Annotated in this window: 11 protein-coding genes; 5 read left to right on the forward strand and 6 right to left on the reverse strand. The window is 71.9% G+C overall.

Annotated elements, in window-relative coordinates; translation table 11 throughout:
• Window positions 1–47 precede the first annotated feature (47 nt).
• Together bioD and ACFY2Q_RS24860 are read right to left on the reverse strand one after the other, a co-directional pair.
• Window positions 48–752, reverse strand: coding sequence for a dethiobiotin synthase (bioD, locus tag ACFY2Q_RS24855; protein ID WP_387134078.1), 705 nt, complete (start codon window positions 750–752; stop codon window positions 48–50).
• A 195-nt stretch (window positions 753–947) separates the two neighbouring features.
• The gene (locus ACFY2Q_RS24860) at window positions 948–2,084 is read right to left on the reverse strand and encodes an 8-amino-7-oxononanoate synthase (protein WP_387133981.1); all 1,137 of its coding nucleotides are present in this window, start codon (window positions 2,082–2,084) and stop codon (window positions 948–950) included.
• Between the two features lie 183 nt (window positions 2,085–2,267).
• On the opposite strand from ACFY2Q_RS24860, the gene bioB reads away from it, so the two are divergent.
• Genes bioB through ACFY2Q_RS24875 form a run of 3 tightly spaced genes read left to right on the forward strand, consistent with a single transcriptional unit; the run spans window position 2,268 to window position 4,003 of the window.
• A complete protein-coding gene (gene bioB, locus ACFY2Q_RS24865; RefSeq protein ID WP_387133983.1) occupies window positions 2,268–3,263 on the forward strand; it encodes a biotin synthase BioB in 996 nt (331 codons plus the stop codon).
• Between the two features lie 20 nt (window positions 3,264–3,283).
• Complete coding sequence (locus ACFY2Q_RS24870; RefSeq protein ID WP_387133985.1) at window positions 3,284–3,493, forward strand: hypothetical protein; 210 nt, start codon at window positions 3,284–3,286, stop codon at window positions 3,491–3,493.
• Between the two features lie 3 nt (window positions 3,494–3,496).
• Complete coding sequence (locus ACFY2Q_RS24875; RefSeq protein ID WP_357005055.1) at window positions 3,497–4,003, forward strand: GNAT family protein; 507 nt, start codon at window positions 3,497–3,499, stop codon at window positions 4,001–4,003.
• Between the two features lie 9 nt (window positions 4,004–4,012).
• Here the strand turns inward: ACFY2Q_RS24875 and ACFY2Q_RS24880 are convergent, their stop codons facing one another.
• On the reverse strand, window positions 4,013–4,540 hold the full coding sequence (locus tag ACFY2Q_RS24880; RefSeq protein ID WP_387133987.1) for a DUF488 family protein: 528 nt from the start codon (window positions 4,538–4,540) through the stop codon (window positions 4,013–4,015).
• Window positions 4,541–4,653: 113 nt separating this feature from the next.
• Entirely contained in the window at window positions 4,654–7,551 is a 2,898-nt protein-coding gene (locus ACFY2Q_RS24885; protein WP_387133989.1) for a glycoside hydrolase family 9 protein, read from the reverse strand.
• A gap of 423 nt (window positions 7,552–7,974) precedes the next feature.
• Between ACFY2Q_RS24885 and ACFY2Q_RS24890 the strand changes: the two genes are divergently transcribed.
• Together ACFY2Q_RS24890 and ACFY2Q_RS24895 are read left to right on the forward strand one after the other, a co-directional pair.
• The gene (locus ACFY2Q_RS24890; protein WP_387133991.1) at window positions 7,975–9,540 is read left to right on the forward strand and encodes an aldehyde dehydrogenase family protein; all 1,566 of its coding nucleotides are present in this window, start codon (window positions 7,975–7,977) and stop codon (window positions 9,538–9,540) included.
• A 90-nt stretch (window positions 9,541–9,630) separates the two neighbouring features.
• Window positions 9,631–10,029: a VOC family protein gene (locus ACFY2Q_RS24895; protein ID WP_387133993.1), complete on the forward strand. Its 399-nt coding sequence runs from the start codon at window positions 9,631–9,633 to the stop codon at window positions 10,027–10,029.
• A 44-nt stretch (window positions 10,030–10,073) separates the two neighbouring features.
• On the opposite strand, the gene ACFY2Q_RS24900 is transcribed toward ACFY2Q_RS24895, so the two are convergent.
• A complete protein-coding gene (locus ACFY2Q_RS24900) occupies window positions 10,074–11,138 on the reverse strand; it encodes a GNAT family N-acetyltransferase (protein WP_387133995.1) in 1,065 nt (354 codons plus the stop codon).
• A gap of 89 nt (window positions 11,139–11,227) precedes the next feature.
• Window positions 11,228–11,929, reverse strand: a complete 702-nt coding sequence (locus ACFY2Q_RS24905; RefSeq protein ID WP_387133997.1) for an amino acid-binding protein — start codon at window positions 11,927–11,929, stop codon at window positions 11,228–11,230.
• Window positions 11,930–11,942 lie beyond the last annotated feature (13 nt).

The following is an 11,942-nucleotide window of genomic DNA, read 5'->3' on the forward strand; positions in this document are numbered from 1 at the left end:
AGGCTACCCACGCCCGACCAGCGCGGATACCACCGAAAGTCAGGTGTTCAGCTGCTCTCCTCGGCCCACACCCGCCAGTCGTCGAGCACCCCGTGCAGGGCCGGAGTGAGCCAGCCCGGAGCCGACCGTCGGAACACGCCCGGATCCATCGCGCCGGCGCCGTCGGGCACCGCGCCCAACAGATTCGGGACCAGGTCGGTGAGGTTCGTCCAGTGCACCAACTCCGGCGACGACGGCCAGGCGCCGATCACCACACCCGCCGGCACCGCACGCCTGTCCAACGCCTCCATCGTCAACGCGGTGTGGTTGAGGGTGCCCAGACCGGCACGGGCGACCACCACCGCCGGCGCACCAAGCGACACCGCCAGATCGGCCATCGTCCACGGCTCCCCCGACGGGCGCAGACCCATCGGCACCAGCAGGCCACCGGCCCCCTCGACAAGCACCAGGTCGTGCTTGTCCGCCTCGTCCCGGACGGCGTCCACGGCCGCGTACAACTCCAACGGCGGCAGATCCGCCACCCGGGCGGCCGCCAGCGGGGCGAGCGGATCCGGAAAGCTGGCCAGAGTGCGGCCGGTCAGCGGCGCCGCCAACCGGTTGACCACGTCCACGTCACCCGGCTCCCCGCCGGCCGTGCCCGTCTGGCCCGGCTTGACCACCGCCACCCGCAGCCCGGCGGCCTGCGCGGCCGCCGCGATCGCCGCGGTCACCACTGTCTTGCCCACCTCGGTGTCGGTGCCGGTAACCAGCACCGGACCGTCCCACGCGGTCACTCTTCCACCCTTGTTCGCGACTGCGGGGCTCGCAAACCCGGCTCACTCCTCGCGCTCACGGTGCCAGCCTTCGTTCGCGACTGCGGGGCTCGCAAACCCGGCTCACTCCTCGCGCTCACTCTTCAGCCTTTGTTCGCGACTGCGGGGCTCGCAAACCCGGCTCACTCCTCGCGCTCACGGTGCCAGGTCCACTATGACGTCCAACGCCCGCTCGAAATCCGCGCGCGGCACCCCGGCGCTGACGGTCAGCCGCAGACGGGAGCGGCTGTCCGGGGTCGACGGCGGCCGGAAACAGCCCACCGCGACACCACGATCGCGGCAGTCGGCGGCCCAGGCGGTCGCCGCCTCCGGGCCGGGAGCGGTCACCGAGATCACCGCCGCGTCCGGTGCGGAGACGGTGAGCCCGGCAGCGCGCAGCCGGCCGACCGCAAGCGCCACCCGGTCGGCCAACTCGGCCCGCATGTCGTCGCCGTCGCGGGCCAGCCGCAGCGCGGCGTGGACCCCGGCGGCGACCGCCGGCGGCAGCGCGGTGTCGAAGATGAAGGTACGGCCGGTCTCGACCAGGTGCCTGACGAACTCGGCCGGCCCGGCGACCACGCCACCCGCGCCGCCCAGCGCCTTGGACAGGGTGGCGGTGACCACGACGTCCGGCTGCCCGGCCAGCCCGGCGGCGGCCACCGCGCCGGCACCCGACGGCCCTGTCACGCCGAGCCCGTGCGCGTCGTCGACAAGCAGCAACGCACCGTAGCGGCGGGCCACCGCGTGCAGGTCGGCCAGCGGGGCGAGGTCACCGTCGACCGAGAAGACCGACTCGGTGACCACCACAGCCGGACGGCCCGGCGCCACGGCGAGGGCTGCGGCGACAGCCGACACGTCGGCGTGCGCCGTGACCACCGTCTCCGCGCCCGAGATCCGGCAGCCGTCGATCAACGACGCGTGGTTGTGCGCGTCGGACACGAGCAGCGTGCGTGGTTGGACGAGGGCCCGCAGGGCACCGAGGTTCGCCAGGTATCCGGAGGAGAAGACGAGAGCCCTGTCGGTGCCCAGCCACAGCGCCAGCTCGTCCTCCAACGCCTGGTGCGCGTCGGTGGACCCGCGAACCAGGCGCGACCCGGTCGCCCCCAGCCCGTACGCCGACAGGGCCGCCGCCGCGGCGGCCGTGACCCGCGGGTGGGTGGCCAGGCCGAGGTAGTCGTTGCCGGCGAGGTCGGTCATGCCGTCGCCGGCGGGTCGCGGATGCAGTCGACGGGTCAGGCCGGCCTTGGCCCGCAACTCCGCGCGGCGGTCGAGCGCCGCCAGCCAGTCCGCCACCGTCACCCCTTCACTGCTATCCGCCGAGACCCGCCGGGCGAAATTACCACCCGCCACCGCCAAACCGACGGCTCCGCCACCGCCGATCCGGCGCGGCCACCCGCCGAGCGGGCGCTGCCGCCCGAGATCAACCGGCCGGCGGGCCATTCCGGCTGACCGGGGCGCCCTTGTAGGGTACGAGCCATGCCAGAGATCCTCGACCAGGCCCGTACCCAGGTCCTGGGTGACGGTGTCGGTCTTGACGAGGCCGGCGTCCTCGCCGTGCTGAACCTGCCCGACGAGCACCTGCCCGCCGCCCTCCAGCTCGCCCACGAGGTGCGGATGCGCTGGTGCGGCCCGGAGGTCGAGGTCGAGGGCATCGTCTCGCTCAAGACCGGCGGCTGCCCCGAAGACTGCCACTTCTGCTCCCAGTCCGGCCTGTTCACCTCCCCTGTGCGCTCGGTCCTGCTGGACATCCCGTCGCTTGTCGAGGCCGCCAAGCAGACCGCGAAGACGGGGGCGACGGAGTTCTGCATCGTGGCCGCGGTGCGTGGTCCGGACGCCCGGCTGATGAAGCAGATGCGCGAGGGCGTCGCCGCCATCAAGGCCGAGGTCGACATCCAGGTCGCCGCGTCGCTGGGCATGCTCTCGCAGGAGCAGGTCGACGACCTTGTCGACATGGGTGTGCACCGCTACAACCACAACCTGGAGACCTGCCGGTCCTACTTCCCGAACGTGGTCACCACGCACTCGTGGGAGGAGCGCTGGGAGACGCTGCGGATGGTTCGGGAATCCGGCATGGAGGTGTGCTGCGGCGGCATCCTCGGCCTCGGCGAGACGGTCGAGCAGCGGGCGGAGTTCGCCGCGCAGCTCGCCGAGCTCGACCCGCACGAGGTTCCCCTGAACTTCCTCAACCCCCGCCCCGGCACCCCGCTCGGTGACCGCCAGGTGGTCGAGGGCAAGGACGCGCTGCGGGCCATCGCCGCGTTCCGGCTGGCCATGCCGCGCACCATCCTCCGGTACGCGGGCGGCCGGGAGATCACCCTCGGTGACCTGGGCACCCGCGAAGGTCTGCTGGGCGGCATCAACGCGGTGATCGTCGGCAACTACCTGACCACGCTGGGTCGGCCGGCGAACGCCGACCTGGAGCTGCTCGACGAGCTGAAGATGCCGGTGAAGGCGCTGTCGGCGACCCTGTAGTGACGATCCGTGAGGATGACGTGACCCAGCTTGTCGAGACCGTACCGGCGCAGCGCTGGTGCGACAGGTGTGGCGAGGACGCGGCGGCCGGTGGGCACGAGCCGTGCGCGGCGGCCCGGGCGTTGGAGCCGCCGCGCTACTGCGCGCACTGCCGCCGCCGGATGAAGGTGCAGGTACTGCCGGTCGGTTGGTCGGCGGTCTGCGTCGCGCACGGCGAGATCCGGGGCTGACGCGTGCTGCGGGGGCGGGCGGTGACGTTGCGTCCGGTGACCGACGACGACGTGTCGGCCCTCGCGGCGATCCGGGCCGATCCGGAGGTACGCCGGTGGTGGCGCGGCGGTGACGACCTGGCCGACTCCGTCCGCGCCGACCTGGCCGACGACGAGCTGACGCTGTACGCCATCGAGCACGACGGTCGGGTGATCGGGGCGATCCAGTGGTACGCCGAGTCCGACCCGGACTACCGGCACGCAAGCATGGACATCTTCCTCGACCCGGCGGTACGCGGCGCGGGGCTCGGTGTGGACGCCATCCGCACACTGGCCCGACACCTGATCGACGAGTACGGCCACCACCGGTTCACGATCGACCCGGCGGCGGCGAACAGCGCCGCGATCCGCGCCTACGCCAAGGCTGGTTTCCGCCCGGTGGGCGTGCTGCGCCGGCACGAGCGGGGCGAGGACGGGCGCTGGCACGACGGCCTGCTGATGGACCTGCTCGCCGACGACCTGGTGGAGTGAGCGGGCGCTTCAACCGTCCCAGCACAGGTGCCCGTCCGGGAGTCGGCGGGCGCCTTCGGCGGGTTGGTGCGCGCTGAGCCGCCCGTCCGGCAGCAGGTGCGCCACAGGCGTCCCGTGGCCGAGCATCGCGACGTCGGCGATCAGCCGGCGGTGGCAGCGCCACCAGAGGCTCTCACTGCACATCACCGCTGTGGTCCGCCGGGACGCGTCGGCAAGCACCTCGGTGAGCGCCTCGTCGAATTCCGGCGTGCGGGTGTACGCGGAGTACGCCCGGAACGCCGTGACCTTCCACCAGGTGTCCGGCTCCGGCTCCCCGGCCGGGGTGTGCCGGCGGCCGCCGAGGCGCGGCTCCCAGCGGTAGTCGATGCCGATCTCGGGCAGCCACCGCTCCAGCTCCTCGCGCCGGACGTCGGGGTTGGTGCGACTGGCCGAGTATCGCCGCACGTCGACGAGGAGGGCCACCCCGGCCTCGGTCAGCAACTCTCCCAGCCGCACCCGGTCGGCTGTGCCGTGCCCGACGGTCAGCAACTCCCCCACGACTGTGGGATGCCCCGAATCCCGGCTGCTTATCCCTGGTCCGCGCGGCGAGATCTTGGACAGTTACCGCCCATCGAAGACGGAAACTGTCCAAGATCTCATCGCGGAACGGGTCAGCCGATCGTGCAGGCGGTGTTGTTGACGGTGAAGGCTGTCGGCTTCGGGTTGCTGCCGTTGTGGTTGCCGTTGAAGCCGAAGCTCACCGACGCTCCGGGCGCGAGCGTGCCGTTGTAGGACAGGTTCGTGGCGGTGACCGCCGCTCCGCTCTGGCTGACAGTCGCCGACCAGCCCTGGCTGACGGTCTGTCCGCCGGTGAAGCTCCACCGCAGCGTCCAGCCGTTGATCGCCGTGGTGCCGGTGTTCGTGATCGACACCGTGGCGGTGAAGCCGGTGTTCCAGTCGTTTGTGGCGTACCCCACTGCGCAGGTGCCGCCGACCGGCGGGGGCGCGGTGGTCACCGCGACCGGCGCGGACGCTGCGGAGGTGTTGCCTGCCGCGTCGACGGCCACCACGTAGAACTGGTACGCCGTCGAGGCGGTCAGGCCGGTCACCGTCGCGGTGGTGCCTGTCGGTGAGCCGACGAGCGCGTCGGTGGCGCCGGCCTCGCGGTAGACCCGGTAGCCGGTGACGCCGACGTTGTCGGTCGACGCCGCCCAGGTCAGGGTGAGCCCGGTGGCGGTGACCGCCGACGCGGCAGGGGTGCCGGGCACGGTGGGCGCTGTGGTGTCCGGCGCCGGCCCGGCCGGCGTGGTGACGTTGACGGCGGCCGACGACGCGGACCTGTTGCCGGCGCCGTCGAGGGCCCGCACGGTGAACTGGTACGTCCGCTCCGGCAGCAGCCCGGTCACCGCGAGGGTGTTCGTGGTGGCGGTACGCAGCACAAGCGCGTCGCTGCCCGTCTGGGACTGGGTGATCTCGTAGCCGGCCAGGCCGCTGCCGCCGGTGTCGGTGGACGCTGCCCAGGTCAGCGTGAGCCCGGCCGATGTGACGGCGGACGCGGCGGGCGTGCCGGGCGTGGTGGGTGCTGTGGTGTCCGGCACGACCGGCCCCGGTTCGTCACCCCAGACGCGGGTGGTGCCGGAGTAGAGCGGCACCTTCCGGTTCGGCCCGGCGGTCGCCTGGTAGGACGGGTCGTTCGTCGGGTCCCAGGTGCCACCCTCGGGCACACCGATCTTGAACTGGACCTCCATCCGGTGCTGCGACTGCCCGGCCGGCGCGATGGTGTGCCCGGTGCAGTCCACCTCGACGTACCAGATGTCGCCGCTGAACTGCTTGGCGGTGGTCGGGGACGGGCAGCCCTGCGTGTAGCCGGCGGTGACCTGCACCGGGCCGGTGCCGTCGGGCCGGAAGTAGTACCGGAACTTCCCGTCGGTGAGCGCGCGGGCCGGGAACGCCGACTTGTTGTAGACGATCGCCTTGAGCCCCGTGGCCCGCGGCTCGGCCTGCATCACAGTGGTCTCGACGCTCAGCTCGTCGATGTCCGGCGTCTCGGCGACCGGGAAGTTGGCGAGCGGCGTGCCGCCGTACTCGGAGGTCAGCCGGACCAGCGCGGACGTGAAGCCGGCGTTGTAGTCGGTGGCGACCTCGTTCATCACGTAGTCCGACCGGCTGTCGCTGTACGCGTCGTTGGGCGAGGACGGGCCGCCGACAAGCGCGCCGTAGAGGGTGTGCCGGGTCTCGACGGGCACGGTCTGGCTGTCCCACCAGGAGCCGTGCGCGGTGCGGTGGTGCGGGTTGCGCGGCGAGTTGGCGCCGAACCCGATGACGTAGCTGGAGCTGCGCGGGTTGTCGCCGAGCGCATAGTTGATCTGCCGTACGGCGAAGTCGTGGTAGCGCGCCTTGCGCGTGGTGTCGGTGGTCTTGTCGCTGTAGACGAGCGCGGCGAAGGACGTGTCGGCGGCGTAGCGCAGCGCGCCCCAGGAGTCGAGCACCGCCATCCCGCCGGGCGAATACGGCACGCGCTGGCCGTTGACGCCGACGGTCCAGTAGTCCAGCCAGCGGTTGGCGTCGTCGACGTACTTCTGCTTGCCGGTCAGGTTCGCCAGCAGCACGTACGCGCCGAACTGCTTGTTGTCCCAGGCGATCGTCCACTTGTAGGAGCGGGTGGTGGACTGGTTCTCGGTGCCGAGCTTGTCGTACTCACTCTCGGCCTTGGCCAGGTAGCTGGCCTCGCCGGTGGCCCGGTGCAGCCAGATAGCGGCCCACACCAGCTCGTCCTGCCAGCCGCTCCACGAGCGGTAGAAGCTCGTCGCGTCGGTGATGCACTCGTGGTAGGACTTCCGCACCGTGTCGGCGAATGTGTAGAGCTGCCGGGCGTGGCCGAGTAGCTTGTCGGCGTAGGCCGCGTCGGTGGGCCGGAACACCATCGAGGAGGCAGCCATCGCGGCCGCCGTCTCCCCCGCCAGGTCCGCGCCGCCGCAGCTCGCATCAATTTTGTACGCGGGCCGCGCCATCGGCATCACCTCGGCCGGACCCCACCACTTGTGGTCGTCGTCGCCCTTGCCGACCTGCCCGTAGAGGACGTTTGCCGACGGGTGCGCCTTGACGAAGTAGTCGTTGACGAACCGCAGGTTGTTGAGCAGGTGCGGCAGTTGCCCGGAGGCGGTGTAGCCGCTGCGGTACTCCACAGCACCCCACGCCAGCATCGTGGCGCTGAACGCCATCGGGAAGCCGAACTTCACGTGGTCGCCGGCGTCGTACCAGCCGCCGGTGAGGTCGAGCCCCGCGTCGGCGCCGTCGGTGAGCGCACTGTCGCCGCGCCAGGAGACCCGGTTCCAGTCCGGCAGCCGGCCCGACTGCTGTGCCTCGTAGAAGAGCAGCGACTTCTGCAACGCCTCGGCGTAGTTGAACGCCGGCGCGGCGGACGCCGGCCCGGACGGTGGCGCGGCGACCGCGAGGGAGAGCCCGGTGAGCAGAGCGACACCGGCGGCCAGCAACCGCCGGGGCCAGGGCTGGTCGGCGACCGCCGACCCGCCGGGGTGGCCGGTGGACGGCCGGGTCAGGTGACGCATGGCAGCTCCTGTCGGAGGCGCCGCCGGCGGTCGCACCAACGCGGGACGGCGTGGGGGCGGCACGGCCACCGGCGACAGCGGGGTGGCGGTGTGACCACAGGAGCCGTGGAAGCGCTCCCATGGATAAGCGACAATGTATCGGGCGTGTGGCCGGTTGGGAAGCGGCCCCGTTTCTCGTACTCCCGGGTAACCCGTGACAGTCACCCTGAGCTATCTCACATCATCGATCAATGTCGATAAGTTGTCGAGAAGAGCCGCAGCTCGGAGGCCATCCGTCCACCTCGATGGCTCTGGCATGTGGACCCATCGGGCCCTGCCATACGAACGTACTGTTGCTGACCCGCTACTCGGCGCGAGACAGTACCGATCACCAGCGGTGCCATCGACGCCGCCGCTCCCCGGCCAAACCCTGAGGAGAACGCGATGGCACTACGACTCGCCGAGGGCACCGCCTGGTCCGACGTCCTCGCCCGCGCGGTGGCCGCCACTCCGGAGGCGTTCGGCGCCGACGTGGACGGCGTCACCACACTGCGCAACCTGATCGAAGGCGACTGGCGGACGGTCGGCCAACCCGCACCGGTCCGCACCCCTGTGGACAACACAGTCATCATCAACCTGCCCCGGCTCGACGCCGACAGCGCCCGCGCCGCCGTCGCGCACGCCGCCAACGCCCACCGGGACTGGGCGGCGACCCCACTTGCCGACCGCAAGGCACGGGTCGCCGACGCGCTGGAGGCCCTCACCGCGCACCGCGACCTGCTCGCCCTGCTGCTGGTCTGGGAGATCGGCAAGCCGTGGCGGCTGGCCTGCGCCGACGTCGACCGGGCACTCGACGGCGTCCGCTGGTACGCCGAGGAGATCGACCGGATGCTCGCCGACGGCCGCGAGCCGCTGCCCGGCCCGGTCAGCAACATTGCCTCGTGGAACTACCCCATGAGCGTCTTGGTGCATGCGGAGTTGGTGCAGTTGCTAGCCGGCAACGCTGTCATCGCCAAGACCCCGTCGCAGGGCGGCGCGGTCTGCCTGACCGTCGCGCACGCGCTGATGCGCCGGGCCGGGCTGCCCGCCACCCTCGTCTCCGGCGGCGGCGAGGAACTGTCCGAAGTGCTGGTCCGCGCGCCCGAGATCGGCGCTGTGGCATTCGTCGGCGGGCGCTCCAACGGCGGCAAGGTCGCCGCCGCGCTGCTCGACAGCGACAAGCGGCACTTCATCGAGCAGGAGGGCCTCAACGCCTGGGGCATCTGGAACTTCTCCCAGTGGGACCTGCTCGCCACGCACCTCAAGAAGGGCTTCGAGTACGGCAAGCAGCGCTGCACCGCGTACCCCCGGTTCGTGGTGCAGCGCGACCTGGTCGACGAGTTCCTCGACATGTACCTGCCGGTGGTGCGCTCGGTCCGCTTCGGGCACCCGCTCGCCGTCGAGGAGACCTGGGCCGCCGGTGACCCGCTGCCCGAGCTGGACTTCGGGCCGCTGATCAGCGCCGCCAAGGCCGACGAGCTGCACCGCAAGGTCGACGAGGCGGTACGCGGCGGGGCGGTGCCCCTGCACCGGGGCAAGTTGACCGGCGCGCCGTTCCTGCCCGGTCAGGACACCTCCGCCTACGTCGCGCCGTCGGTGCTGCTCGCCCCGCCCGGTCGGTCCCGACTGATGCACGCCGAGCCGTTCGGGCCTGTCGACACGATCGTCGTCGTGGACACCACCGACGAACTGCTGGCCGCGATGAACGCCTCAAACGGCGCACTGGTCGCCTCGCTGGCCTGCGACGACACCGACGAGGCCGGCAAGCTCGCCGTGGACCTCCAGGCGTTCAAGGTGGGCATCAACAAGCCACGCTCGCGCGGTGACCGGGACGAGCCGTTCGGCGGCCGGGGCGCCTCCTGGAAGGGCGCGTTCGTCGGCGGCGACCTGCTGGTGCAGGCGGTGACCGTGGGCGGCAACAACCGGCTCTACGGCAACTTCCCCGACTACAACAGCTACCCCGCCACCTGACCAGCTTGCAAGGAAGGGCCCCCTGTTAACGCCTGATGTTGTAGAGCAGGGGGCCCTTTTCAACAGCGCACCGTCGCGTACCGTCGAGCGATGGCGATGATCGAAGAGCTCTCCCTGGGCGTGTCCGACCCCGAGCGCGCGGGACGGTTCTGGGCCGCAGCCCTCGGCTACCGCCGCCGAGCACCTCGATATGACGGTGACGAATGGATCGTCCTGGAGCCGCCGCCAGGAGCGTCGGGCATGGCCATCGCGATGGACCTCAGCGAGAGCGCGGTGCAGGAGTTTCCCCGGCTTCACATCGACCTGGACGCTGGCGAACGCAGCCTCGACGAGGAGTTCGACCGGTTGCTCGCGCTCGGCGCCCAGCGGGTGGACTGGCGGCACTATCCCACGGATCCACACCCGACCGAACCGCCGTACGTGGTCCTCGCCGACCCGGAGGGCAACCGTTTCTGCCTGTCCGGCCGCCGTGAGCCCTCCGCGCGTTGACGCGTCCGTGAGCCGCCGCTCCCGACGGTGAAAAGGGGCCCTTCCTATGCGTTAGGCGTTAGGAAGGTGCCCTTCCTTTCTGCGGCGAGGGGCACGGTGAGGGTGACAAGCGCGCCGTCGCGCTCGACGGTGCTGGGCCTGCCCAGTCGGTGCAGCGTCCGCAGCATCGGGGTGTTCTCGGCCTGGACGTGCAGCAGCAACGCCGCGTACCCGGCCCGGTCGGCGTGCTGCACCAGCCGACGCAGCAGCGCAGAGCCGAGCCCTCGCCGCTGCCAGTCGTCGCGCACCAGCAGCGCCACCTCGGCCTCGTCGCCCTCGCCGAGCAGGTTGGCCATCGCGACCACCGAGTCCGCCGCACCGTCGGGGGCCGTGCTCGTGGCGATCAGGGTCACCCCTCGACTCGGCTCCAACAGTCGGCGCAGCCGGGCCGGCTGGGGCAGCGACGCCCCGCCCAGGTAGCGCCGCTGCCGGCTCAGCGGGGAACAGCTCTCGTGCAGCTCCAACACACCCGACAGGTCGTCCGCGGTCGCTGGGCGCACGGCCGTCTCGGCCCCGTCCGGCAGGACCAGGGTGACCTGGTCGGCGGCCCGGCGCGCCACAGTGGCGGCCAGCTCGACGAGTGCCTGCGCGCGGGCGTACTCCGCCGGGGTGAAGGCGGGCTCGGCCCGCTGCAGCGCGAACGAGCCACCCGCCGGGTCGGCCAGCAGCATGCCCGCGCCGGTGATTCCCCGGTCGAGCCCGGCCGACGCCGGCCGCCAACTGACGGCGTCGGCGCCGAGCAACGTCCGCAGCGCCTCGCCCGTCGCGTCCGGGTCACGGACCAGCCGGGTGGCCAGCCCGAGCACCCGGGTGGGCTGATCGGCCAGACCGCGCGCCTCGCTGCGCGTCACCCAGCAGTCCCGGCCCCTACCCCGCTCGACGGCGGCGATCAGCCCTGCCTCGTCGAGCGTGTCCGGGGCGTCGACGAGGAAATCGTCCACCGCACCGTGTTCGGTGGGTTGGACCTGCACAGTGAGGATGTTGACCCCACGCAGCGCCAGGCTCGCCGTGAGGACCGACAGGTAACCCGGTCGGTCGTCCACGGTGGCTCGGATCCGCCACAACGTCATGGTTGGCTCCCTTCCCCACGTCAGAGCCTCGCCCCCGGCTGTTGCCGCCCGATTGCCCGGCGGTGTCAGGCCCGGAAATCCCCGGCCGGTCAGGGGCCGGCGATCACCGGCGGAGCGCCGACCAGGTCCAGCCGGTCGCCGAGGATCACCGCGCTGGCCCGGACCAGCTGGGTGAGCCGGTCGACCTCCGTGCTGTGGAAGTTGGCGGCGCAGAGGGTGTCGTTGTATTCCCGGGCCACCACCAGCACCAGGCCGGCCCGACCGAACGGGGTGATCGCGTGGTGGGTGCCGTCGGGCGTGGTCACCGACCGGCCGCGCAGCGGGGTCACCTCCGGCAACCGCGGGGGTACGGGTGCACGCCAGCTCGCGTGTCCCACAGTGGCGCCGCCGCCATCGGTCCGCGAGGCCCAGTCCACGGGCACCATGGCCGCCACCGCCCAGTCGGCCGCCAGCAGCCCCGGCACCGCGTCGACAAGTGTCGCCAGACCGTCCGCCGGGTTGGCCGCGACCTGGGCCAGCAGCTCCGCGTCCTGGCCGGTGGTGGTGGGCGCGCCGATCGCCCGCCACACACCGTCCACCCGTACGCCGGGGATCGCCGCGAGGCCGGCCAGCAGCCGCTCGACGCGTGCCGCGCCCGGCCAGACGACTGTGAAGTCGTCCACCGCGCGCCCGCCGAGCCGTTCGAGGACCACCACCTGGACGATGTCCGCCCCGGAGACGCCAAGCGTGCGGGCGACCTGGCCGAGGGTGCCTGGACGGTCCGGCAGGGTGACCCGAACTCGCAGCAACATGTCTGTCCCTCCG

Origin of the sequence: Micromonospora sp. NPDC000316, assembly GCF_042898885.1 — a bacterium.
GTDB lineage: Bacteria > Actinomycetota > Actinomycetes > Mycobacteriales > Micromonosporaceae > Micromonospora.